Raw genomic sequence first — 24,566 nt, 5'->3', positions numbered from 1 at the left:
CTGATCAGCCGGCCAGAGCCTTCCGCAGGGTCGGCTTGAGGTAGGGCGCCAGGGACTTCGCGTAGCCGGCCGTGATGTGGCTGGAGTCGAAGTAGACGATCTGGTGGGAGATCACCGTCGGGCAGACGCCGCTCGCGCAGAACGCGGGCAGCACGTCGATGACCTCGGCGCCGTGCCGTACGGCCACCTTCTGCTCGGTGGCCCGGAACTCGGGGAACTGGATCGCCGCGTCCTGCTTGGGGTTGCAGGCGGGGACGTCGTCGGTGTGGGTGGCGAGGCAGTCCGGGACGTTCCGGCCGGGCTGGGGTGTGTCCGTGATGTAGATGAGCTTGGCGCCGGACGCCTCCAGGACCTTGAAGGCCTTCTCCGCGCCGGACTCCGTCACCTCCTGGCGGATACGGCTGGTGACGACGACGACCTCGGGGTGGAGTGTCTTGATCTCCTCGAACGCCGACTGCCGCCAGCTGTCGCACTCGGAGTACTCGCGGTTCAGCTCGGGGTTGGTGATCGAGTAGATCTCGGGGGAGCAGCCGCCCTTCGCCATGGTCACCACCTTGGTGTGCAGCTGCCGGCCGAGCTGGTGGAAGGCGTCGCCCCACTGCCAGGCGTGCGAGTCGCCGATGACGACCGTCGTGGTCCTGCCCGCGGTGTCGCCGATGACGCAGTTGTCGCGCATGACGAACTTCTTGACGTCGGTGTCGTCGATGCAGCCGTAGTGGGTGTGGTCCTCCTTGGAGTTCGGGAGGGCGTTGAGGGTGGTCGCCGAGAGCTTCTTCTGCAGTACGGAGCTCTTCACCGAGTCGGCGTCGGAGTAGCCGACGCTGCCCGAGTCGGCGACGGAGCCCGAGGTCGAGAGGTTCAGCGGGGCGACCATCGCGAAGGCCATGGCCCCGGCCGCGGTGGCGATGGCGGTGGCGCCGGTGAGGATGCCCTTCCAGGGGCGGGCGACCAGTTCCTTGTTCGTCCTGAAGCGGAGTTCGAAGGCGTAGTACATGAGGATCGCGAGGAAGAAGGACAGGAAGACGACGCGGAAGCGGTCCGAGTACGACATGTCCCGGCCCACGATGTCCGGCCAGAGGATGAGGATCGGCCAGTGCCAGAGGTACCAGCCGTAGCTGACGTTGCCGATGAAGTTGAACACCGGGTTGTCCAGCAGCCGTTCCACGCCCAGGCGGGGAGCCGCGCAGCCGCCGGCGATGATCATGCAGGCGCCGAGCACCGGGCCGCCCACCGCGTATCCGGGCAGGGGCGTCTCCTTGGTGATGAGGAGCGCGGTGCCGATCGTGGTGACGAGGCCCAGCCAGGAGACGACGCCCGCGAGAGCGACGTTCATGCGGGACAGGAGGGGCGCGCTCAGGGCGAGGAGGATGCCGGAGGCGAGCTCCCAGATGCGGGTCTGGGTGCCGAAGTAGGCGAGGGGCTGGTTCGAGACGGTCTGCTTGACGGACAGGTACAGCGAGCCGGCGATCACGGCCATCAGGAACACGGCGACCAGGGCGCGGTTGCGGAAGATCAGGCGGCTGAGCCAGGCCACGGCGACGAGGGCGAGCGGGGCGGCCAGATAGAACTGCTCCTCGATGCCCAGGGACCAGAAGTGCTGGTACGGGGACTGGGTGCCGTCGTTGGCGAAGTAGTCGGTGCCGGTCTCGGCGAGGCGCCAGTTCATGACGCTGAGCGCCGAGGAGAGACCGTCCTTCATGTCGGAGCGGAACCTGAGCGGGCTGGCGTAGAGCCACGCCAGGGCCGCGGTGACGACGATGACGAGCGCCATGCCCGGGGCGAGCCGGCGCATGCGGCGCGCCCAGAACTTGCTCAGCGACACCTTGCCGGTTCTGTCGATCTCGGCGAGCAGCTGGCTGCCGATCAGGAAGCCGCTCAGCACGAAGCTCACATCCACACCGCCGTGGATGTCGACCAGACCGACGTGCATGGCGACCACCATCATGATGGCGACGGCACGCAGGCCCTGGATGTCCGGCCGGTACTTGCGAAGACGCTCTGTCTGCGGGGCCGTTGTTCGATGGCGGGTGAGGGTCGTCACGGTTCTCCAGTAACTGTCCGGACGGGCCGGTAGGGGCGGGCCGGTGAATTCAGTGGGCCGTCAGGCAGGCGGCGGCCGTGCCGCTGACGCGGACGCCTTGGGCGGGGATGCGGATGCCGCACGACAGCCGCAGCTGGGCGGGCAGTTCGTTCTCCGCGCCGATGTGCGCGTGGCAGCCGACGACGACCTCGCGCAGGAGCGACTCCCGGCCGATCGTGGAGTCGTGGTCCACCACGGATTCGTGGATCCGGGTGCCTTCGGCCACGGTGACGCCGCCGCCGATGATGGAGCGGTCGACGACCACGTGCGGGCCGATGACGGCGCCCGGGCCGATCGTCGAGCCGCCCGTGACGCGGGCGGTCGGGGCGATGGTGGCCGTGGGATGGATCAGGGCCTCGGCGTACCGCTCCACGAGGGGGGAGGTCACCTTGCCGGTGACGAGGTCGGCTGAGCCGTGGACGAAGGCCAGCGGGGTGCCGAGGTCGCGCCAGTAGTCGTCGGTGGTGTGGCCGAGGATGGGCCGGCCCTGGGCGACGAGCTGCGGGAAGGTCTCCTGCTCGACGGAGACCTCGCGGTCGGCCGGGATGGCGTCGAGGACGGACCGGCGGAAGACGTAGCAGCCCGCGTTGATCTGGTCGGTGACGCACTCCTCGGCGGTCTTCGGCTTCTCCAGGAAGGACAGCACCCGGCCGGCCCCGTCGGTGGGGACCAGGCCGAAGGCGCGCGGGTCGGCGACCCGGGTGAGGTGCAGGGTCACGTCCGCTTCCCGGGACTCGTGGAGTTCCACGATGCCGCCCAGGTCGACGCCGGACAGGATGTCGCCGTTGAGGACGAGGACCGGGGCCTCGGGGTCGTCGCCGCGCAGCAGCCGGCCGGCGTTGCGGATCGCGCCGCCGGTGCCGAGCGGTACCTCCTCGACGGCGTAGGAGATCTCCAGGCCCTGGGCGAAGTTCCTGAACTCCTCCTCGAAGAGGCCGGCGAGATAGGAGGTGGCGAACACGACGTGCTCGACGCCGGCGTCCATCAGCTTGGCGATCTGGTGCCGGATGAAGGAGGAGCCCGCCACGCCGAGCAGCGGCTTCGGGGTGTGGTTCGTCAGGGGGCGCAGCCGGGTTCCCTTGCCGCCCACCAGAATGATGGCTTCGCGCATGATTGCCTCGCTCTCGTCAGCCGGCGGTCGTGGTACCGGGACCCGCGTAGTCGGAGGTGAAACAGGACGTGATGGCCTTCTCGGAGAGCGGGCGACCGGCGAAGTCGAGCCGGGAGGCGATCTTGTCGTCGGGTTTGACGTTCGGGTTGGTGTCGAAGTAGATCGACCACCAATAGACGCCGCTCATCTTCCGTTCCTGGACGACCTTGCAGACGGCCGTGTACCAGTTGGCCTGCACCTGCGGGTTGACGGTCCGCTTGGCGTAGAAGTTGCCGGGGGAGTGGTAGGCGCCGTTCATGGCACCGATGCCGGCCTCGGAGATGGTGATCTTCGGCAGCGGGCCGGTGGCCTTCTTGTCCAGCCAGTCGTTCCAGCCGGCGACTAGGGTGCTCACCGACGCGGTGTCCGCGACCTTCACCGGGAAGTACGCGTCGACGCCGAGGTGGCTGACGGGCATGGTGATCGGGCCCTCGACGTAGTTGTCCCAGTTGGCGTCGTAGGCGACCTCGCCGCCGAAGGTCTTCTCGGCGCCGTCCACGAGCGTCTCCCAACGGGGGTCGCCCTCCATGGAGTTGAGCTCGGTGCCGATGACGAAGGTCGCCGCCCGCTCGCTGTGTGCCGCCTTCAGATAGGGCGTCATGAACGCCTTGTAGGAGGCGAACCAGGCGGTGCGGTCGGTGGGCTTGATGTTTCCGCGCCAGCCGCCGTTGGCGGTGTCGAGGGACTTCTCGTCCATGAGCGGCCGTACGGTCGTCCGCAGTCCGGCCTCGTGGAAGATCCGCAGGACCTGGGCGATCCGCTCGGGCGTGGGGGTCTTGTCGCCCCGCCTGATCTCCGTGGACGTACGGGTGCCGGTGTAGAAGGGGAAGCTCAGGCTGATCGAGTTGGCGTGCAGGCCGACCACGTAGTCGGCCTGGGTCCTGGCCTGCTGCTCGATGTACTTGAGGGAGTGCTTGGGGTTGTCCTCCCAGTAGAGCTGGACGCCCCACTGCGGCATGCCCTTCTTCCACTCCTGGGCGACCTTGGCGGGGCTCGCGGCGGCCGGGGCGGAGGCGTCCGAGGTGGTGCCGTCGGCGGTGGGGGTCTTCTTCGCCGCCGTCTGGTCGCCCTTGAGGACGAGGGTCGGCAGCAGCGAGCCGGATTCCCAGCGCAGCGGATGGTCACCGGCGACCAAGGGCACCGCGAGCACGAAGGAGATGACGGATACGGGCAGCACGGCGAGCAGAGGCAGGCGGGCGCGCTTCATGAAGATTCGTTTCTTCTCTTCGGTGTCAGGCGGGCTTGGCGATGACGACGAACTTGTTCTCCTCGCGGCGGACGAACTTCCACAGGCCCTTGATGCCGCCGATGCCTTCGAGCAGGGAGAAGAGGGGCAGCATGAGGAGAACCGCCATGGGCTCCCACCACTTGCGCCTGCCGTTCGCCGAGGCGATCGCGTTGAGCCGCAGCCCTTCCCAGTACGCCCAGATCACATAGGCGAAGCTGATCGACCACAGGATGACGACCGACTGGGTCACGGGCGAGGTGTTCATGTTCCCGATGAACCAGCCGACGAAGATGATCGTGCCGACGTGCTGCAGCGGGCCCAGGATCCAGCTCGTCACGCAGATGGTCAGGAACCAGCGGTAGCGGAGCGGCACCTTGCGGTTGCAGCAGAGGGCGACCAGGCCCCAGGCCCAGCGCTCGCGCTGCTTGATGAAGTCCTTCGCGTTGGCCGGCGAGGCGCCGTAGCAGCGGCCGTTGAACCAGTCGCTGCGGCCGGGGTAGATACGGCAGAACGTCAGCGCCAGGCGGGCGTCCTCGACGATCTCCTTCGGGCCGAAGTCCCAGCCGATCTCGGCCTCGATGGAGGCCCGCAGCACCAGCAGTTCGCCGTGCACGCCCGCGGCCGGGGTGCCGAGGCCGGTGAAGGCGCGGAACCGCGCGATGTCGTCGGCGGGGCGGATGGCGTCGGCGAACCAGGTGAGCAGGCTCACCGCGTTCTCGCGCGGATATGTGAGGATGCCCTGCGCCATGTGCTTGACCTCTTCCGGGGTCGCACGGCGCTGGCGGTTGATGAACTGGGCGAGGGAGGCCGCGGTGTCGGGGCCCACACCGGTGTCGTCGTCCATGTGCAGCACCCACACGTGGTCGAGGGCCTCGCCCTCCTCGATGCGCAGCTCATGGGCGTAGTTGTTGGCGCGGGCCTTGAAGCGGGTGCCGTTCTTGGTCTCGTAGGCCTTCGGCACGGTCACCACCCGGATCAGGGGGGAGGTCGCCGCCAGCGCGTCGATCCGCTCGGCCGCCTCGCAGCCCTCCTCGGTGAGGACGTCCACGCGCATGTACGGGAACCACTCGGGGAGGTGCTCCACGTAGGAGAGGACGGACCGCTCCAGGGCCGGGTACGTGTCGTGCCGGCCGATGGTGGGCACGAGCGTGATCAGGAAGTCCTGGTCGACCGGGGCGGGCGGGGTCATCAGATGGGCCTTGCGCAGCCGCCGGCGGATCAGCATGAAGCCCTGGAAGGAGACCAGGACACCGGGTACCGGAAGGGCCCAGCAGATGGTGATCACCCAGGCGAGCGGTGAGTCGCTCGGGGTGTACGACCACAGACTGAAGATGAGCAGGAACACCAGGGGGACGACGAACGGCAGGATCCCCGGCTTCCACGAGGCGGTGCGCTGTGCCAGTTTCGCGTTGTGCCGCGAATGCGGCATACCCCCGTCGACCAGTGTCGTTGTCACGACTGCGGAACTCCCATGAGATCGGTGGTGCGTCGAGGCAGCAGCAGATCTCGGCACGGCACGCTACGCGCGTCGCGCTCACATACTTCGGGTTCTGCCCCCAACGCCTTCATTGGCGTCTCGGCCACTCAGAAGCCCCCCCGGGCGCCCAGAAAACGCTGGCCGAACAGCTGCACGATCCTCGCACACTTGCTTCACGCAAGGAATGCGGGTGTGAAAGGTGTAGTCAAAAGTTAATCAAACTGGCTCTTGTGCAGTGATGTCCATGTATCCGCCGACGCCGTGATCACCTGCGTGGAAGCGTAGGTTCCGCGGACGTCGGCCACCGTGTTCTTTCCCGTCGGCGCGGAGACGTTGGCGTACGACAGCGCCTGCCCCCACACACTCCACAGCACCCAGGGCGTCCGGCTCAGGGTGTGCGGCTGGGCCGCGTTCAGCGGGACGTGGAAGGACTCGGCCATGGTCCGGGGCCTGCGGTACCGCTCCAGACCCCGGTACCAGACCTCCGTCCAGGCGCCCGGCCCGTACGGCTTCTCCGGGGAGCCGCTGTAGTCGTCGACACCGACCACGTCCACATAACGGTCGCCGGGGTAGTAGGCGTGCGGCGACGGGTGGCGCGAGCCGTCCCAGGCGACCGGCGCCCACACGAAGATCAGATTGTGCAGACCGCGCCGGGTGACGAGGTGGTGGTATGCCGTACGCCACAGTTTTTGGTATACGGCCGGATCCTGCCCCGACCACCAGAAGCCGTGGCCCGGCGCCGTGTTCATCTCGTGGTACGGCCGCAGCAGCACCGGCACACCGCGGTCCGCCAGGTAGCCGAGGTGGTCCGCGAGAAAGTCCAGGTCGTGCAGCAGGGCCCGGTGCTCGGCGGTGCCCTCGGTGACGACCCGGGTGAACCAGCCGGGGTCCTTCGCGGCCGGCGAGTTGCTGTGCAGGGTCTGCGGGAAGCCCTTGGTCCCGCTGCCCGGATACGGCTGGTGGAAGGAGAAGCCGACGATGCCCGCCGGTGCGCCCCCGTTGTGCGGCAGCGAGATCTCCGCGCCGCCCGCACCGCAGTCCGCGTGTGTGCCGGAGGGCCGGTAGGAGCCGTCGGCAGCACGGGGCAGGCCCGCCCACACCCCGACCGCGAGATCCACCGCGTCCTCGGCGTACCCCCACAGTCGCCGGCAGCTCGGCCAGGAGCGCGAGTACGAGCGGGACTCGCCCACCGCCCAGCCCGGCCGGCCGTACCCGGGTCCCAGGTCCAGCTCCACGAAGCCGGGCAGTCGGCCGGTGATGTCCTGGGCCTTCTTGTAGTAGTAGCCCGGCTGCTTCGGGCCCCGGTAGTCGCCGTACGCTAAGTTGTACCGCTCGTTCTGCAGCTCCACGTGCTGGCCGATGACCGTCCGGGAGGCCTCGCCGCGCCGGGCCCTGTTCTCCAAGCCGGCCAGCAGCGCGTAGACGTTCCGGGCCGCGGGCGTCGCCTCCGGGTCCCGGTCGCGCAGGTCCGTGGGGACCTCGCCCGGTTCCTGCCCGGCGGACTCGTGCCGGGTCGCCCACCAGGCCAGCGGGGCGAGTGCGGCGGCGGACACCCCCGCCCCGATGAGCTGAACCCGCCCACGCATCCGCATGATCCCCGACCCCTCCCCGACCGACCCCGGGGTGATTCTGCCCCGGATCGGGAGAAGGCGGCCGGCGCGGGCGCTAGTTCTGCGCCGCCGCCGAGGCCTGCGCCTCGCCCCGCCTGCCGATCTGGCGGAAGGCGAACTCGGCCAGGTCGTCGCCGATGGTGAAGACCTGGGTGTCCTTCGTCGTCACGTCCGTGCCGTTGGTGAAGCCGGCGATCGTGAAGTAGGCGTAGCGGCCGTAGGAGTTGGTGGTCGTGCGGCACACCGCGCCGTCGCAGAACGGCTTGACGCCCTTGCCGGACAGCGAGCGGATGATGGCCTTCTTGTCCGCCTGGGTCTTGACCTTCGTCGCCTGGGCCTCGGAGTCGAAGACGGCCACGCCGACCGTCACCGCGACATTGCCCTTGGTGTAGGTGACGCGCATCAGGCGGGTGCAGCTGTTGGCCGTGAGGACCTTCGGGAGGGTCGACTGGGCGGCCGAGGCACAGTTGGTGGTGTCGGCCGTCGGGCCCTTCTTGTACACGGTCGAGCCCATGGTCAACTGCGTGCCGGGGAACAGGAGTTCCGCGCTGAGCGGCGCGGTGTCCTTGGCCTTGCTGGAGATGAACTCCTTCGGGTCCAGCGGCGGCGGCGCGCTGGTCGGTGCGAAGGACGGCGAGGTGGCGCCGACGCTCGGCAGGGACCCGCTCGCGGGCAGGTTCGTCGGCTTCCCAGACGCCGTGTCGTCGCCGTTCGCCGACATCACGGCCATGGCCACGGCCGTCCCGACGGCTATCGTCGCGACCGCGCCGCCGCCTATGAGCAGCACTCTCTTGCGCCGGTTGCGCGTCTCCGCCCGGTCGGCGAGCGCGGCCCAGTCCGGGGTCTCGTCGTCGACGTTGCCGCCCCACGGCTGCTGCGATTGCGGTTTCCAGGGATCCCACTGGGACTGGGGTCCCCCCTGCCCGAAGCTCATGGGTCGCATCCTAGACGGGGCGACGCGTGTGCACGCCCGTCTCAATGAGCCCTGGAGCAACAGACGTTGAGGCTGTCACGGTACGTGCCCGATCGATCGCTGTGCGCTGCCGGCCGGAGTGCTCCGGCCCCGTTTTGACCCGTCCGGGGCAGCGCGAGTACTCTTGCGGTTTGTTATACGTATCGGCTTGGTCGTTCTCACACGAGAAGTCCTTACGTAGGTTCCCTGGAGCAGTTACCAGTGGGCGGCATACGGGCGCTGGACCCGGCAGTGTCGTCCCCAGCTGCACGATCGCTTCAGTGATGCCAATTTCAGCACCCATCCACTGAAGAAGAAGGCTGCGAAGTGCGTACGTACAGCCCCAAGCCCGGCGATGTGACTCGCCAGTGGCACGTCATCGACGCGCAGGACATCGTCCTGGGCCGTCTGGCTACCACTGCCGCGAACCTCCTCCGTGGCAAGCACAAGCCGACCTATGCCCCGCACATGGACATGGGCGACTTCGTCATCATCATCAACGCCGACAAGGTTCACCTGTCCGGCAACAAGAAGACCCAGAAGCTGGCGTACCGCCACTCCGGCTACCCGGGTGGTCTGCGCTCCGTCCGCTACGACGAGCTGCTGGCGAAGAACCCCGAGAAGGCCGTCGAGAAGGCCATCAAGGGCATGATCCCCAAGAACACCCTGGGCCGTCAGATGATCAGCAAGCTGAAGGTCTACTCGGGCGACCAGCACCCGCACGCTGCCCAGCAGCCGGTGCCGTTCGAGATCACCCAGGTCGCGCAGTAGTTCCGGCCACACCCCCTAAGACAGAAAAGAATCTGAGGAGAACCGTGGCCGAGACCACCGTTGAGCAGCCGGTCGAAGACACCGAGACCGAGCTCGTCGACATCGAGAGCTACACCACCGAGTCCGAGGTGCCCGTCGAGGGCGAGTACACCTCCGAGTCGCTCGCCGGCCGCTTCGGCGACCCGCAGCCGGCCGCCGGCCTGGGCCGCCGCAAGAACGCCATCGCGCGCGTTCGCATCGTGCCCGGCACCGGCAAGTGGAAGGTCAACGGGCGCACGCTTGAGGACTACTTCCCGAACAAGGTCCACCAGCAGGAAGTCAACGAGCCCTTCAAGGTGCTCGAACTCGACGGCCGCTACGACGTCATCGCCCGCATCTCGGGTGGCGGCGTCTCCGGCCAGGCCGGCGCCCTGCGCCTCGGCGTGGCCCGCGCGCTGAACGAGGCCGACGTGGACAACAACCGCGGCGCCCTGAAGAAGGCCGGTTACCTCCGTCGCGACGACCGTGCGGTCGAGCGCAAGAAGGCCGGTCTCAAGAAGGCCCGCAAGGCTCCGCAGTACAGCAAGCGCTAGATCTCGCCTGCTGTCTGTACTCCGAACGCCCCGGCGGCACGCCACTCGTGCCGTCGGGGCGTTCGTTTATCACAGTCCGGGGCGTATAACGGCACAAGGCGCTCAAAGGCTTGTGTGATCGGATGACCAGGCATCCTATGCCTGGAACGCAGGACTTTCGCCCTGCAGAACTTTCGCCTTCCTCAGGAGGACAAGTGGGACGACTCTTCGGCACGGACGGCGTGCGCGGTGTCGCCAACGCGGATCTGACGGCCGAGCTGGCCCTCGGCCTCTCCGTCGCGGCGGCGCATGTGCTCGCCGAGGCGGGCACGTTCGCAGGCCACCGGGCAACGGCCGTGGTCGGGCGGGATCCGCGCGCGTCCGGGGAGTTCCTGGAGGCCGCCGTGGTCGCCGGCCTCGCCAGCTCGGGAGTGGACGTACTGCTCGTCGGTGTGCTGCCCACCCCCGCGGTGGCGTATCTCACCGGTGTGCTGGGCGCCGACCTCGGTGTGGTGCTCTCCGCGAGCCACAACGCCATGCCCGACAACGGCCTCAAGTTCCTCGCGCGCGGCGGGCACAAGCTCGACGACGAGCTGGAGGACCGGATCGAGAAGGTCTACGAGGAGCACCGCACCGGCGCCCCCTGGGACCGCCCGACCGGCTCGGGCGTCGGCCGGGTCCGGCACTACAACGAAGGCTTCGACCAGTACGTCGCCCATCTCATCGGCGTGCTCCCGAACCGGCTCGACGGGCTGAAGATCGTCCTGGACGAGGCGCACGGCGCCGCCGCCCGCGTGTCCCCGGAGGCCTTCTCCCGGGCCGGTGCCGAGATCGTCACCATCGGCACCGACCCCGACGGCCTCAACATCAACGACGGCTGCGGCTCCACCCACCTCGGGCTGCTCAAGGCCGCCGTCGTCGAGCACGGCGCCGATTTCGGCATCGCGCACGACGGGGACGCCGACCGCTGCCTGGCCGTGGACCACACCGGCGAAGAGGTCGACGGGGACCAGATCATGGCCGTGCTCGCGCTGGCGATGCGGGAGCGTTCCGCACTGCGCTCCGACACCGTCGTCGCGACCGTCATGTCGAACCTCGGCTTCAAACTGGCCATGGAGCGCGAGGGCCTCACCCTCGTCCAGACCGCGGTCGGCGACCGCTACGTCCTGGAGGAGATGAAGGAGCACGGCTACGCGCTGGGCGGCGAGCAGTCCGGCCACGTCATCATCCTCGACCACGCCACCACCGGCGACGGCACGCTGACCGGCCTGATGCTGGCGGCCCGGGTCGCCGAGACCGGCCGTACGCTCAAGGACCTCGCGTCCGTGATGGTGCGGCTGCCGCAGGTGCTCATCAACGTGCCGGACGTGGACCGGACCCGGGTGGGTACGTCCGCGGACCTGGCGGCCGCGGTCGCCGAGGCCGAGCGTGAACTCGGGTCCACGGGGCGGGTGTTGCTGCGGCCGTCCGGTACCGAGCCGTTGGTGCGGGTGATGGTCGAGGCCGCTGATATCGACCAGGCGCGGTCGGTGGCGGGGCGGTTGGCCGACGCGGTCAAGTCGGCGCTGGGCTAAGCCGGTTCGGGGGTGCGCTTGCGCTGCCAGGCCCAGAACGCCTTCTGGGCGAGCAGCGTGAGCGTGCCCGCCAGCACGATGCCGCCGAGGTTGGCGAGGAGCTGCCAGGTGGAGCCCCAAGTCTGGGAGTAGTCGGTGTAGTTGAGGGAGACGGCGGCGTTCGCGGCGGCCGGGACCGTCGTCACCGAGATCGCCACGCCGATCAGGGCACCCGACTTCGCGGACGTGAGGGACAGGGTGCCCGCGATACCGGCCAGGAAGGCGACGACGAAGGACATCCAGTCGGGATTCCAGATGAAGGCCGTGTTGGGCCGGGGCCCATCGATCATCGACCGGTCGAAGAGTCCCAGGACGTCCATCAGCCAACTGAAGCCCGCCGTCAGCGCCATGGCGGCGGCGAACCCGGCCAGCAGCGCCCACAGCGACCGCCACACCAGTCGCGGCGCCCGCTGCACCAACGCCGTCGAGATCCCCGCGAGCGGCCCGAACTCCGGTCCCACGGCCATCGCGCCCACGATCAGGATCGCGTTGTCCAGCATCACGCCGCAGGCCGCGAGCATCGTGGCGACGGACAGGAACGCGACATAGGTGACGTTGAGCGTCGACTCCTCGTGCGTCGCGTCCACCAGGTGCTCCCACAGCACCGCGTCCGCGCCCTCGCCGGGCGCGTCGTCCTCGGCCTTGTCGGCCCGCTCCGACAGCGACAGGTCGATGTTCTCGACGGCGATCGAGCCGGTCCGGTCGACCCCCAACTCCCGCAGCCCGCCGATGAGTTCGTCACCGGCCTCGCGGGCGACATCGCACATCACGACATCGCCGGTCGGGTTGCGGGCGGCGCCGGTCAGCACGACGAGGTGCGTGGTGCCGACGGTCGTCTCGATCAGCCGGACGACGTCGCCGGTCCGGTCGGCGGGGGTGATCAGGCGCAGGTGCAGCATGAAGCACTTCTATCAGGCGGCTCTACAGCTTCCGCAGGCTCAGTCGCCGCACCTTGTGGTCGGCGCCCTTGCGGATGACGAGGGTGGCGCGGCCCCGGGTGGGGGCGATGTTCTCGACCAGGTTGGGCTTGTTGATGGTGCGCCAGAGTGTGCGGGCGTAGTCGACCGCCTCGTCCTCGGAGACCTGGGTGTACTTGCGGAAGTACGAGTCCGGGTTCTGGAACGCGGTGGCCCGCAGCTTCCGGAACCGGTTCAGATACCAGCGCTCGATGTCCTCGGCGCTCGCGTCGACGTACACACTGAAGTCGAAGTAGTCGGCGAGACCGACGCGCGTACGGCCGTCCTTGCCGGGGAGTGCGGGCTGCAGCACGTTCAGCCCCTCCACGATCAGGATGTCGGGGCGCCGGACCGTGAGCCGCTGATCAGGCACGATGTCGTAGATGAGGTGCGAGTAGACGGGTGCCGTGACCTCGTCCTTGCCCGCCTTGATGTCGGCGACGAAACGGGTGAGCGCACGGCGGTCGTACGACTCCGGGAAGCCCTTGCGCGACATGAGCCCGCGGGCTTCGAGATCGCGGGTGGGGAGCAGGAACCCGTCGGTGGTCACCAGCTCGACGCGGGGATGCTCGGGCCAGCGGGAGAGCAGCGCCTGGAGGAGACGCGCCACGGTCGACTTTCCTACGGCCACCGACCCCGCGACGCCTATCACGAACGGGGTGCCGGACTGGGAGCCCTGTTCGCCCAGGAAGGTGTTCAGGGCGCTTCTGAGGCCGTCCGTGGCGCCGACGTAGAGGTTGAGGAGTCTGGACAGCGGGAGGTAGATGTCCCGCACCTCGTCGAGGTCGATGACATCACCGAGGCCGCGCAGCTTCTCGACCTCGTCGGCGGTGAGCGGCAGCGGCGTCTTGTCGCGCAGCGCGCTCCACTCGGCTCGGGTGAGGTCGACGTAGGGAGTCGCCTCCGGCTTGTGCCGGTGGGCGCTCCGGGGCATCGGGGAGACCGGAGAGATCACAGTCCATTGTTAACGGAGTTTGAACGGGGTGGTGGGTGGGGTGCGTCACCCCGGGTGTCCGGAAGCCGTAGCAGACGCTGCTTCCGGCGGCCGGAATTTCCGAAATCGGGCACGAAGTGCCGTGTTCGGGCGGGCCTCGGCGCCTAGGCTGCCGCGCATGTGTGGAATCGTGGGATACGTGGGGTCGCAGTCGGCGCTCGATGTGGTGATGGCCGGGCTGAAGCGACTGGAGTACCGGGGCTACGACTCGGCGGGCGTCGCCGTGCTCGCCGACGGCGGGCTGGCGGCGGCCAAGAAGGCCGGGAAACTCGTCAATCTGGAGAAGGAACTGGTCGACCGCCCGCTGCCGGCGGGGTCGACCGGCATCGGGCACACACGCTGGGCCACACACGGCGGCCCGACGGACGCCAACGCCCACCCGCACCTCGACAACGCGGGCCGGGTCGCCGTCGTCCACAACGGCATCATCGAGAACTTCGCCTGCCTGCGCGCCGAGCTGGCCGAGCGCGGGCACGACCTCGCCTCCGACACGGACACCGAGGTGGTCGCGCATCTGCTGGCCGAGGAGTTCTCGGCGTGCGCGGACCTCGCGGAGGCGATGCGGCAGGTGTGCCGGCGGCTGGAGGGCGCGTTCACCCTGGTCGCCGTACACGCGGACGAGCCGGACGTGGTCGTCGGCGCGCGCCGCAACTCGCCGCTCGTGGTCGGCGTCGGCGAGGGCGAGGCCTTTCTCGCCTCCGACGTCGCCGCGTTCATCGCCCACACCCGGTCCGCGATCGAGCTCGGGCAGGACCAGGTGGTCGAGCTGCGCCGCGACGGGGTGACGGTCACCGGTTTCGACGGCGCTCCGGCCGAGGTCCGCTCGTACCACGTCGACTGGGACGCCTCCGCCGCCGAGAAGGGCGGCTACGACTACTTCATGCTCAAGGAGATCGCCGAGCAGCCGAAGGCGGTCGCGGACACGCTGCTCGGCCGGATCGACGCGGCCGGCCTGCTCACGCTGGACGAAGTCCGCATCCCCGTCCATGAGTTGAGGGAGATCGACAAGGTCGTCATCGTCGCCTGCGGTACGGCCTTCCACGCCGGGCTGATCGCCAAGTACGCCATCGAGCACTGGACGCGCATCCCGTGCGAGGTGGAGCTGGCGAGCGAGTTCCGCTACCGGGACCCGATCCTGGGCGCGCGGTCCCTGGTCATCGCCATCTCGCAGTCCGGCGAGACGATGGACACGCTGATGGCGCTGCGGCACGCGAGGGAGCAGGGCTCAAAGGTCCTGGCCATCTGCAACACCAACGGGTCCACGATTCCCCGTGAGTCGGACGCGGTGCTGTACACGCACGCCGGTCCCGAGGTCGCCGTGGCGTCGACGAAGGCGTTCCTGACGCAGCTGGTGGCGTGCTACCTGGTCGCCCTGTATCTCGGCCAGGTGCGGGGCACCAAGTGGGGCGACGAGATCCAGGCCGTCATCCGCGACCTCTCGCAGATCTCCGGCGAGGTCGAACGGGTGCTGGAAACCATGGAGCCGGTAAGGGAGTTGGCGCGATCGGTGGCCGCCAAGAACACCGTGCTCTTCCTGGGACGCCACGTCGGCTACCCCGTCGCTCTCGAAGGCGCCCTGAAACTCAAGGAGTTGGCGTACATGCACGCCGAGGGCTTCGCGGCGGGGGAGCTGAAGCACGGCCCGATCGCACTGATCGAGGAGGGCATGCCGGTGGTGGTCGTCGTTCCCTCCCCGCGCGGCCGTTCCGTCCTCCACGACAAGATCGTGTCAAACATCCAGGAGATCCGGGCGCGGGGCGCGATGACCATCGTGATCGCGGAGGAGGACGACGAGACGGTCGTCCCCTACGCCGACCACCTCATCCGCATCCCCGCCACCCCGACCCTGCTGCAACCCCTGGTCGCCACCGTCCCGTTGCAGGTCTTCGCCTGCGAACTGGCCACGGCCCGCGGCAACGAGGTGGACCAGCCGCGCAACCTGGCGAAGTCGGTGACGGTGGAATGAGCGGCCGTAAGCCAACGGGGCTGCGGGGTGCTCGGCGCTTCGGGTAGGCGAGGTCAGGAAGTGTGACGCTCCGTGCTGAAGTGTCACACTTTCTGGGGTGAGGGTCGCTTCGGGGGTGGCGTAGCGCCCTACCCTGCCTTCTGCACCGCGTTGTCCAGATGCGTGATGACAGCCGCTACGTCGTTGTTCTCGGTGTGGCGGATCAGTTCCAGGGCCGGGCGGACCAGGGCGCCCGGGCGGGCGATCAGGCGGGCCAGTACGGCGGCCCGGATGTCGAGGCGGTCGATGGTGGCCTCGCGTTCCGCTTCGGTCTGGCCGGAGAGGACGACGGTGTTGTGCCAGGCCTCCTGGCGGGACTGGACGATGCTGAAGTCGAGGATCTGTTCGTCGGTGCGGCCGCCGACCTTGTCCAGGAGGGACAGGAGGGGGGACAGGGCGTCCACCGAGTCCTGTACCGCCAGCACCACCCGCGCGAGGATGTCGTTGATCAGCAGGTAGTCGTGCTGGAGGGCGTGGATGTCCGCGCCGGGACTGGTCCGCGCGGCGGCGACGGCGAGGTCCAGGTTGATGTGCGCGTTCACGCCGAGGATCAGGTGCTGGACGATGACGGTGTCGCGGTCGTCCAGCAGTCCGAAGGTCTCGCGCCAGCAGCGCGGTCCGCCGCGGTCGCGGAGCCAGGCGTCGTGGGCCTCGAAGTAGCGGTTGCCGAAGAGGGTGTCGAAACGGTCCATCCGGGGGCCGTCCTCGAACTGTCCCTCGTGGATGGCCTTACGGATCTCGACGGTCACCTGTCGGTACAGGGCCGCGAAGTAGCCGATCCGGTCACCGGTGCGGGTCGCCTCGCGCACGATCTCCGCGAGACCGTCCACAACCTCGTCGATGTTCTGTGCCGCCACGTCCAACTCCCTTTGCCGGAGCCATGGTTCGGACTGCCCAGTCTCACCGATGTCGGCCGCTCCGGTACGGCTCACACACACATGCGTGCTTCACCCCGCCCGCCACCGCTGCTCCACGCCCCCGGTCAGCGGTACCAGCGAAACCCCGTCACCGTCCCCCGGCGTCATCCCCGTCAGGATCGCGATCGCCGGGCGGATCACTCCGTCACTGTCCACCGTGAACCTCAGGTTGTCTCCGTGGCTCCCGTCCACCGAATCGCACTCCCAGATGCCGACCCCCTTGTCCACGGACCCCCGGCTGTCCAGGCACAGGTCGGAGTCGGCGGACGACTGCACCACCCCGCGGGTCGCATCCACGCGCCACAGCTGGGTGCCGGACGAGGTGCAGGGGGCCGTGATCACATCCGTGCCCTCCGTCAGGTCGCCGTCCCGGATGTCCAGGCACCGGCCCGTGGAGGCATTCACGATCCGGGCGTAGGTGCCGTCGGGCGCGTGGGCGGCGGGAGAAGGGGAGGGAGTGGGGCTCGCCGAGCGCGTCGGCTTCGAACTCCGGGTTGGGGACGGCGATTTGGAGGGTGACGTCGACGGCGTCACCGGGACCGTCGCCGTCACCGTCACCTCCGACGGGGTCGACGGGACCGCCGCCGCGCCCGGACGCGGTGAGTCGCCCGGCCGCAGCAGGAAGAACAGCAGCGGCACCAACGCGACGCCCAGCGCCGCCGAGGCCAGCACCAGCCGGCGCGCGGGCGACCAGGTCGAGGGCGCCCAAGTCGCGGGAGTCCCAAGGGGGTTGCCCCTCACCTCGGCACGGTCCCGCAGCGCGTACGACGCCCCCGCCCACGGCAGCAACCCCTCCGCCAGCGTCGCCCGCGGAGCGTCCCGCAGCGCCGTCAGTTCCTCGTACGCGCCCGTGCAGTGGGCGCAGTGCGCCATGTGGGCGTGCAGGTCGGCGCTTTCGCGGGGGTTGTCGGGGCGTACCGACTCCTCGATCAGGCGCCGGAAGTCACCGCAGCGCGGGTCGTCGGAGGCGGCCAGGCGGGACTTCAGGCAGGCCTGGGCCATGGCCTGCAGGGCTCGTTCGGTGCCGTGGACGACGTCCTCGTGGGTGAGGCCGAGGAACGCGGCGGTCACGGTTTCCGGTTCCCGCTCGACGACGCCGTACCAGACCAGGCCCTGGGTGCGGGCGGGGAGGGACTGGAAGGCCGGGAGCATGGTGGGCGTCGGGGCCGCCGTGTTCAGGAGCAGGAGCAGGCCGGAGTCCAGGCCGGCCGAGCGGTCGCCCAGGAACCACGATGTGGCCACCCGCCCTGTCAGCAGCAGGAGTTGGTGCCGCCAGGGGACTCCCGGTTCCACCCCGCGTGCCGTCTCGCGGGCCGCGAGGGTGAACGCCTGCGCCGCCAGCTGCCGTGCCGCCGACTCGCCGGTGGTGCACAGGCGGGCGTAGGACAGCACGGAGGGCTGGTGCCGGGTGCGGAGTTCCTGGAGCGCCGGATAGACCGCGGACGGGCCGGCGCGCAGCAGTTCTGTGAGCCGCGCGTCGGAGGCGTCGGCGGGTGCGCCGCCGTACTCCTCGGAGTGAACCATTCACCCGCCTCCTCGCGCCCGTCCTGACGTACCAGCCAGTTTGCCGGGTGACCATAGTGGTGGAAGAGGACCGGTGGGGAAAGAGGTTTCCGTCAGTAACCCGGTTGCGTCGGGGCGGGGAACGCCTGAGCGCGGCGCACGCACACGCGCGCCGCGCTCAGCACGGGCAACAGGCAGGGAGGTCGACTTCCCCGGAGGGGCGGCCGGCGGTCACTCCTCGACCGTCAGTCCCCTTCGCAGCTTCACCAGTGTCCGCGACAGCAGCCGCGACACATGCATCTGCGAGATGCCCAACTCGTCGCCGATCTCCGACTGCGTCATGTTGGCGACGAAGCGCAGGGAGAGGATCTGCCGGTCCCGCTGCGGGAGTTCGGCGATCAGCGGCTTCAACGACTCGACGTACTCGATGCCTTCGAGCCCGTGGTCCTCGTAGCCGATGCGGTCCGCGAGCGCGCCCTCGGAGTCGTCCTCCTCGGGCTGGGCGTCGAGTGAGCTGGCGGTGTAGGCGTTCGACGCCGCCATGCCCTCGACGACCTCGTCGCGGGAGAGCTTCAGGCGCTCCGCCAGTTCGGCCACGGTGGGGGCGCGGTCGAGCTGCTGGGCCAGTTCGTCGCCGGCCTTGGCCAGGTCGAGCCGGAGTTCCTGCAGTCGGCGCGGGACGCGCACGGACCACGAGGTGTCGCGGAAGAAGCGCTTGATCTCACCGACGATGGTGGGCATCGCGAAGGTGGGGAACTCGACGCCGCGGCTGAGTTCGAAGCGGTCGATCGCCTTGATCAGGCCGATCGTGCCGACCTGGATGATGTCCTCCATCGGCTCGCTGCGCGAGCGGAAGCGGGAGGCGGCGAACTTGACCAGCGCGAGGTTGAGCTCGACGAGCGTGTTGCGGACGTACGAGTACTCGTGCGTCCCCTCTTCGAGGGACTCCAGCCTCTCGAAGAGGGTCTTGGAGAGGGCCCGCGCGTCTACGGCGCCGATCTCGTCGTACGGGGGGATCTCCGGGAGCCCCTCGATGATGGGATTGGGATCCAGTTGTGCCGGTGGGGGTGTCGACGTCGCTGTCGGGGTAGGCGATGCGTCGAGCCGGGGTGACATGGTGTCCTCCATCGTTCTCGGCATATGGCTGCCGGAGCCGGTGCGTGCACTGCGGAGTGCGGCGCCTCCAAAGCCGGTCGTGTCGGTCGGATCGGTCGGATCGGTCGGGCCGATCTGTCGTAATCGCATGTCCAAAAACTTGTTGCTACTAGCCCTACCCGGTTTCCGGAGCCCGCCGCAAGTGCGTTGTGTACCCATATGTCCACTTGTGGGTGGTTGTTCGGGTGTCGGAGAGTGTGAGGAAGGCGTAGTGTTCCAGCGCGAACGTCAACAGCCACGACCTCGGGAGAGAGAGACGGCATGGACCGCGGGACGGTCGGCAGCGCACAGTCTGGCCGGCTTCTGGTCGAGGTGCGGAAACAGGGCCTCAGCGCCGTCGTGACACCGGCGGGTGAGTTGGATCACCACACCGCCGATCTGTTGCGCGAACCGCTGGACGACCTGCTCGCCCATGGGTACGCACGGCTCGTCGTGGACTGCTCACGGCTGGAGTTCTGCGACTCCACGGGCCTGAACGTACTGCTCGGCGCACGCCTGAAGGCGGAAGCCGCGGACGGCGGAGTGCACCTCGCGGGGATGAAGCCCGCGGTGGCGCGCGTATTCGAGATCACAGGGGCGGATGCGGTCTTCACCGTCCACGACACCCTTGAGGCTGCTCTCGCCGACGAATAAGGGGTGTTTTGCCGGTTCGCCCGGGCAGGAGAACATCTGAACCTGTCGGCGACCGGAGCGACGAAAACGCCCATGGCCCACGTACTACCAACTGTTGAACACGTACCGACTCTTGACTCGTGAACCGGTGAATCGGTGAGGTGAAGCGCTGATGAGCACCACCCGGCCCTACCCGCCGGGCGACCGCCCGGAGCCCGGTGGCGCTACGGGGGCGCCCGCGGGGGGCGCTTCCGTGCCGTCCACCGGGGACGACACCGAACCGGCCGTCGGCCGGCACACCCGCAGACTCAGTTTCGCGGGTGAGAGCGGGGTCGTCCCCCTCGCCCGCGACTTCGCCCGCCAGGCCCTGTACGCCTGGGGCTGGCTGCCAGCCGAGGGTGCCGACCGGCGCGCCGCCGCCGAGGACGTGCTCCTCGTGGTCTCCGAGCTGGTCACCAACGCGTGTCTGCACGCCGAAGGGCCGGACGAGATGTGGATCACCTGCGAGAACAAGGTGATCCGGGTCGAGGTCTCCGACCGCGGCACCGGCCAGCCCGCCCCCAGAACCCCGCACCGCGCCGGCCGCCCCGGCGGCCACGGCATGTTCATCGTGCAGCGGCTGTGCCTGGACTGGGGGGTCGTGCGGGCCCCGGGGGTCACCGGAAAGACCGTGTGGGCGGAGCTGGGAGCACCGGCCTAGCGCGGACGGGGCGCGGGCTCCGCACCGACGAGGCCCCCACAAGAAAATCGTTTCCCCGACAACTGACGCACGCCGGATCGTCACAACTCCGGCGTGCGCTTTGCCTTCCCTCCTCACGACCCCGGGCGTACCTTGACGGCCGATCTGATGTGCCGTCAGGAATGAGGGGACCGTGTCGTACCAGAAACGAACCGCAGCGCTCGCGTCCGTCGCGGCCCTGGCCGGCTCGGCGGTATTCATGGCCGCCCCCGCAGCCCGGGCCGACGTGGTCGACGTCAACTACAAGTGCCAGACGCCGATCGGCGTCAAGACCGCCGTCTCGCCGATCGACATCAAGGGCGTCAAGAGCGGCAGCGGCTACAAGCTCACCATGTCCTGGCAGAAGGGCGTCTCCTCCAGCCCCGTCGAACTCGGCAAGGGCGCGATGAGCCCGAGCGCCACCATCAAGGTGGGCGGCGCCGACAGCGGCACGGTCTCCGTCTCGGGCCCCGCCAACGCCGCCGCCATCCCCGCCAACACCCCCATCAAGATCAACGACCTGACCGGCACCTACACCCCGAAGGCCAGCGGCAAGGTCACGTTCACGGCGGCCGTACTCACCATCAAGGCCCTCGGTACGACGACCACGTGCACCCCCACCAACAGCCCCGGCCCGTCCCTCACGCTGGACGTCACGGCGGCGGGCGGATCGTCGGGATCCAGCGGCTCGACCGGAAGCGACACCGGCAGCGGCACGGGCACCGACTCCAGCGGCACGCTTCCCAAGACCGGCCCCGACGACTCGGTCATCGCCCTCGGCACGCTCGGCGGCACGGTGCTGCTCGCCGGCGCGGCAGGCACCCTGTGGTTGACCCGGCGCAACCAGACGGCCCGCGCCCGCCGTTGACAGCCCCCGCACGTCCGCCGTGGAGCCGCCCATGCTGTCGACCGCCCGCGTCCTGTGCCTGTCCCTCCTCGCCGTGCTGACGGCCGCGCCCACCGCCACGGCCGCCGGCGGCTGGTCCCTCGCGCCCGCCGGCGGCGGACGCCCGGCCTGCTACGCCGAGGGCGAGCCCGGTACGACCCTCCAGGACGCGGTGTCCGTGACCAACCCCACCACCCGGCCGGTCACCGTACGACTGCGCGGCACGGGCGTGCCGATCACCCTCGCCGCAACGGCGGTTCGCGTACCCGCCCGCACCCGGGCCGACATCCCGTTCGCGGTGAACGTCCCCGCCACCGCCGCACCCGGCGACCGCACCGGCACGATCGCGGCCCGCGACACGGACGGCCGGGAGGCGACGGTACGACTCCAACTTCACGTCAACGGACCGGAGTTGTCCGCACTGACCGTCGAGCACCTCGCGGTCCACGGCGACCGCATCACCTACGACCTGGTCAACCGCGGCACCACACCCCTCACCCCGAGCCTCGCCGTCCACGCCACCGGCGTCCTCGGCACCCACCTCGACCGAGCCCCGCGCACCCTCCCCGCCCAACTCCCGCCCGGCCGCCGCCTGAAGCTCACCGAACCCTGGCACCACCCCGCCCTCGACGCGGTCGACATCCGCCTCACGGTCACGGCACCGGGCGGCGCCCACGCCACGGCACAGACGTCGGCACGCTTCGTGCCGTGGGGCGCGGCGGCGGGCACCGCGAGTGTGCTGACGGCCGGGGGCGCGCTGCTTCTCGTACGACTACGACTACGACTACGACGTCGTCGGCGCAGTAGGGAAGACGGCGGTCGGGCGGCCGAACCTCCGCGTACGGAAGCCGAGTTGACGGGAGCGGTGATGTGAGCGGCAAGGCGCGGATCTCGGCGCTGGTGGCGGTGGTCGCGCTGCTTCTGCTGCCGTTGGCGGGGGCGACGCCGGTCGCGGCGGCCGACGGACCGAAGGTGACGCTCTCCAAGTCACAGGCGGGGACCGGCGGTTCGATCACCGTCTCGGGCAGCGGCTGGCGGACGCACGCCCTGCTGATGGTGCTGATCTGCGGGCAGGCCACGCCCGCGCGCGGGGTGATCGGCGGCACCAACTCCTGCGCCAACGCGGACGGCCGGGCCGTCACGACCGACGCCAAGGGCGTCTTCAGCAAGAAACTGCCGGTGTCCGAACCGCCGGTGCCCTGCCCGTGCGTGGTGCATGTGGCGACGGTGACGGGGGCGAGCGCGTCGGCGGACGCGGTCTTCCAGGTGGCGGGCCACGCGGTCGAACCACTGCCCGCGGAGCCGTCGACCGGACGGCTGTCGGTCCTCTCCGACACCCGACTGGACGGTTCGAGCGGGCTGCTGACCTGGTTCGGGGCGCCGGCGTCCCGCACGCTGGTCTTCACCGTCGGCAACGCAGGAACGTCGCCCGTGAAGAACCCGGTGTTCCAAGTCGGCACCTCCCACGGGGTGTTCGCGCCGCAGTGGGACGACCAGCAGTTCAGCGGCACGATCGCGCCCGGCGGCAAGGCGGAGATCAAACTCCCGGTCGAACTGTCGGCCGGGGCGCACGGCGACTACAGCGTCTCCCTCAAGTACGGCGGCCGGGTGCTCGCCGAGGAGCCGTGGGGCGTGGCCCGCCCCTGGGGCGTGACCCTGTTCTGGATCCTGCTCTGCGTGGTCGTACCGGCGGCGGTGTTCCGCGTCGGCATGGCCGTGGTGGACCGGATACGGCCGCGCAAGGCGGGCCGCAGCAAGGGCCCGGCCCGGCACCGGGGCCTGCGCCTACGGCTGCGACAGCGGCTGCCCGAACAACTCGCCCTGCGCCTGCCGAAGTCCGGCACGGCCGCACCACCGCACACCACCCCCGTGACCTCGACCCTGCCGTGGTTCACCCCGGACTCCGATCCGGGCACGGCCGGCCGGCTCTCCGCACCGCACGACGACAGTCCGACGAGTCCAACGACTCCCACCAGGAAGGGACTTCAGTGAGAAAGCGAAGGAGAGTCATACCGGCCGGCGGACGGAGGGCGGGTGCGGCGGCCGCCGCGATGATCCTCGGCGGCGCGGGCGTCCTGCTCGGCATGAGTGCCGGGTCCGCGCAGGCCGCCGAGGTGTCCTACGCCACCCACTGCGTGCCGCCCGCGGGCATCGACCCGGTCGACGGCACCACCAAGGTCGAGATCACCGCGCCCGCCACGGCACACGTCGGCGACACGGTCGACATCGTGTGGAAGTTCACGCAGGCCGCGTCCAAGAACCCCGACATCATTGACCTGCCCGCCAACTCCGTTCAGCCGTCGGGGACTTTGAAGGCGGGAGGCGCGCAGACCGCCGACATCGCGATGCTGGGACCGCGCGAGAACCCGGCGATCCCCAAGGGCGGCGCGATGACGCTGTCCGACATGAAGGGCACCCTGAAACTGACGACCGCCGGCCAGGTGACGCTGACACCGGGCGCGTACACGGTCAACGCGTTCGGGACGGACACGAAGTGCGCGCCGACGGTGACGGTTCCGACGTCGGCGACGATCGACGTCACGGCGGGGGGCGGCAGTTCGTCGAGCACATCACCCACCCCCACGGACTCGGCATCCGCATCGGCGTCGGAGTCCGCGTCCGAATCGGCATCCGAGTCCGCGTCGAGCAGTCCCAGCGACTCTGTGTCCGCGAGCTCCAGCGACGGCACCGGCAGCGGCCAGACCGACTTCACGGGCAAGGAGGTCTCCGTCCCGTACGCGTGCAAGACGCCCATCGGTGACAAGAGCGCGACCTCGCCCGTGCAGATCAACGCCAAGAAGGACGGCGGGAGTTACGACCTCACCGTGCAGTTCAACGGCTCCGTGATGGACAGCCCCGCCGACATCCCGGCGAACTCCGTCAGCCCGTCGATGGAGGTGGTCCTCGGCGGCGCCGACAAGGGCACCGTGCATGTGGAGGGACCGACGAACTCCTCCGCCATCAAGTCCGGCGACCCGATCGAGATCCCCGACCTCACCGGCACGTACAAGCCGGGCGCGAGCGGTACGTCGACACTCGCTCCCGGGGTCCTGACGGTGAAGGCCCTCGGCACGACGACGACCTGCACGCCGACCAAGTCCGAGGTCTCCCTGACGCTGGACACCACGGAACAGGCGAGCGGCGCGTCCGGCAGTACGTCGTCTTCTGGCGGTACGTCGACGTCGACCTCGGGCGGGCTGGCGGAGACGGGATCCGACAGTCACGGCGGTCTCAAGGCGCTCGGTCTGGTGTCCGGGACGGCGATCCTGTTGGGTGTGGCGGTGTTTACGTTCCTGCCGGGGCGGAGGCGACTGCGGTAGACAAGTGCGGGTTGGCCACTCGCTTCTTTGTCAGTGTCGGGCTTCCGCGGGCCGAGTAAAGGGCGCTG

General features: G+C 69.5%; 21 protein-coding genes. 10 read left to right on the top strand and 11 right to left on the bottom strand.

Annotated features, from left to right (window positions below; all coding sequences use genetic code 11):
• Nucleotides 1-4 precede the first annotated feature (4 nt).
• The 6 genes from ACWDEW_RS37625 to ACWDEW_RS37600 form a co-directional block, all read right to left on the bottom strand.
• On the bottom strand, nt 5-2,041 hold the full coding sequence (locus tag ACWDEW_RS37625) for an acyltransferase family protein (RefSeq protein WP_450519142.1): 2,037 nt from the start codon (nt 2,039-2,041) through the stop codon (nt 5-7).
• Nucleotides 2,042-2,090: 49 nt separating this feature from the next.
• Nucleotides 2,091-3,191 carry a sugar phosphate nucleotidyltransferase gene (locus ACWDEW_RS37620; RefSeq protein WP_450519140.1) on the bottom strand — a complete coding sequence of 367 codons (1,101 nt, stop codon included), beginning with the start codon at nt 3,189-3,191 and terminating at the stop codon, nt 2,091-2,093.
• Nucleotides 3,192-3,207: 16 nt separating this feature from the next.
• Nucleotides 3,208-4,437 (bottom strand): glycoside hydrolase family 113, encoded by a 1,230-nt coding sequence (locus ACWDEW_RS37615; RefSeq protein WP_450519138.1) that lies wholly within the window; start codon nt 4,435-4,437, stop codon nt 3,208-3,210.
• A 25-nt stretch (nt 4,438-4,462) separates the two neighbouring features.
• Nucleotides 4,463-5,914: a glycosyltransferase family 2 protein gene (locus ACWDEW_RS37610; protein ID WP_450519136.1), complete on the bottom strand. Its 1,452-nt coding sequence runs from the start codon at nt 5,912-5,914 to the stop codon at nt 4,463-4,465.
• Between the two features lie 233 nt (nt 5,915-6,147).
• A complete protein-coding gene (locus ACWDEW_RS37605; protein ID WP_450519134.1) occupies nt 6,148-7,527 on the bottom strand; it encodes a glycoside hydrolase family 26 protein in 1,380 nt (459 codons plus the stop codon).
• Between the two features lie 73 nt (nt 7,528-7,600).
• A complete protein-coding gene (locus tag ACWDEW_RS37600) occupies nt 7,601-8,479 on the bottom strand; it encodes a hypothetical protein (RefSeq protein WP_450519132.1) in 879 nt (292 codons plus the stop codon).
• Nucleotides 8,480-8,824: 345 nt separating this feature from the next.
• Between ACWDEW_RS37600 and rplM the strand changes: the two genes are divergently transcribed.
• The 3 genes from rplM to glmM all read left to right on the top strand — a co-directional run bounded on the left by rplM (nt 8,825) and on the right by glmM (nt 11,393).
• Entirely contained in the window at nt 8,825-9,268 is a 444-nt protein-coding gene (gene rplM, locus ACWDEW_RS37595) for a 50S ribosomal protein L13 (RefSeq protein WP_013001400.1), read from the top strand.
• Nucleotides 9,269-9,312: 44 nt separating this feature from the next.
• Entirely contained in the window at nt 9,313-9,840 is a 528-nt protein-coding gene (gene rpsI / locus ACWDEW_RS37590; RefSeq protein ID WP_093627302.1) for a 30S ribosomal protein S9, read from the top strand.
• A gap of 194 nt (nt 9,841-10,034) precedes the next feature.
• A complete protein-coding gene (gene glmM / locus ACWDEW_RS37585) occupies nt 10,035-11,393 on the top strand; it encodes a phosphoglucosamine mutase (protein WP_093627301.1) in 1,359 nt (452 codons plus the stop codon).
• Here glmM and ACWDEW_RS37580 read toward each other — a convergent pair.
• Nucleotides 11,390-12,331: a DUF389 domain-containing protein gene (locus ACWDEW_RS37580; RefSeq protein WP_450519129.1), complete on the bottom strand. Its 942-nt coding sequence runs from the start codon at nt 12,329-12,331 to the stop codon at nt 11,390-11,392. The genes glmM and ACWDEW_RS37580 overlap by 4 nt on opposite strands.
• A 22-nt stretch (nt 12,332-12,353) precedes the next feature.
• Complete coding sequence (coaA, locus tag ACWDEW_RS37575) at nt 12,354-13,322, bottom strand: type I pantothenate kinase (RefSeq protein WP_450519127.1); 969 nt, start codon at nt 13,320-13,322, stop codon at nt 12,354-12,356.
• Between the two features lie 178 nt (nt 13,323-13,500).
• On the opposite strand from coaA, the gene glmS reads away from it, so the two are divergent.
• Nucleotides 13,501-15,348 carry a glutamine--fructose-6-phosphate transaminase (isomerizing) gene (glmS, locus tag ACWDEW_RS37570; protein WP_450519125.1) on the top strand — a complete coding sequence of 616 codons (1,848 nt, stop codon included), beginning with the start codon at nt 13,501-13,503 and terminating at the stop codon, nt 15,346-15,348.
• Between the two features lie 128 nt (nt 15,349-15,476).
• Here the strand turns inward: glmS and ACWDEW_RS37565 are convergent, their stop codons facing one another.
• The 3 genes from ACWDEW_RS37565 to ACWDEW_RS37555 all read right to left on the bottom strand — a co-directional run bounded on the left by ACWDEW_RS37565 (nt 15,477) and on the right by ACWDEW_RS37555 (nt 18,923).
• Complete coding sequence (locus tag ACWDEW_RS37565; protein ID WP_450519123.1) at nt 15,477-16,244, bottom strand: DUF5995 family protein; 768 nt, start codon at nt 16,242-16,244, stop codon at nt 15,477-15,479.
• A gap of 90 nt (nt 16,245-16,334) precedes the next feature.
• Nucleotides 16,335-17,828, bottom strand: coding sequence for a ricin-type beta-trefoil lectin domain protein (locus ACWDEW_RS37560; RefSeq protein ID WP_450519121.1), 1,494 nt, complete (start codon nt 17,826-17,828; stop codon nt 16,335-16,337).
• Nucleotides 17,829-18,038: 210 nt separating this feature from the next.
• Nucleotides 18,039-18,923 carry an RNA polymerase sigma factor SigF gene (locus ACWDEW_RS37555; protein ID WP_450519241.1) on the bottom strand — a complete coding sequence of 295 codons (885 nt, stop codon included), beginning with the start codon at nt 18,921-18,923 and terminating at the stop codon, nt 18,039-18,041.
• 300 nt (nt 18,924-19,223) lie between these two features.
• Here ACWDEW_RS37555 and ACWDEW_RS37550 point away from each other — a divergent pair, with 300 nt between their 5' ends.
• The 6 genes from ACWDEW_RS37550 to ACWDEW_RS37525 all read left to right on the top strand — a co-directional run bounded on the left by ACWDEW_RS37550 (nt 19,224) and on the right by ACWDEW_RS37525 (nt 24,498).
• Entirely contained in the window at nt 19,224-19,595 is a 372-nt protein-coding gene (locus ACWDEW_RS37550) for an STAS domain-containing protein (protein ID WP_019072255.1), read from the top strand.
• 151 nt (nt 19,596-19,746) lie between these two features.
• Nucleotides 19,747-20,274 (top strand): ATP-binding protein, encoded by a 528-nt coding sequence (locus ACWDEW_RS37545; protein ID WP_450519119.1) that lies wholly within the window; start codon nt 19,747-19,749, stop codon nt 20,272-20,274.
• A gap of 172 nt (nt 20,275-20,446) precedes the next feature.
• Nucleotides 20,447-21,160, top strand: a complete 714-nt coding sequence (locus tag ACWDEW_RS37540; RefSeq protein ID WP_450519117.1) for an LPXTG cell wall anchor domain-containing protein — start codon at nt 20,447-20,449, stop codon at nt 21,158-21,160.
• A 31-nt stretch (nt 21,161-21,191) separates the two neighbouring features.
• Nucleotides 21,192-22,052 (top strand): COG1470 family protein, encoded by an 861-nt coding sequence (locus ACWDEW_RS37535; protein ID WP_450519116.1) that lies wholly within the window; start codon nt 21,192-21,194, stop codon nt 22,050-22,052.
• On the top strand, nt 22,049-23,170 hold the full coding sequence (locus ACWDEW_RS37530; RefSeq protein ID WP_450519114.1) for a hypothetical protein: 1,122 nt from the start codon (nt 22,049-22,051) through the stop codon (nt 23,168-23,170). Before ACWDEW_RS37535 ends, ACWDEW_RS37530 begins: the two co-directional genes overlap by 4 nt.
• A complete protein-coding gene (locus tag ACWDEW_RS37525; RefSeq protein ID WP_450519112.1) occupies nt 23,167-24,498 on the top strand; it encodes a hypothetical protein in 1,332 nt (443 codons plus the stop codon). Before ACWDEW_RS37530 ends, ACWDEW_RS37525 begins: the two co-directional genes overlap by 4 nt.
• Nucleotides 24,499-24,566: the final 68 nt, after the last annotated feature.

It is taken from the genome of Streptomyces sp. NPDC001100 (genome assembly GCF_053598575.1).
Note: the sequence above shows the minus strand (reverse complement) of the source record. Positions and strands in the feature narration are given on the sequence as shown.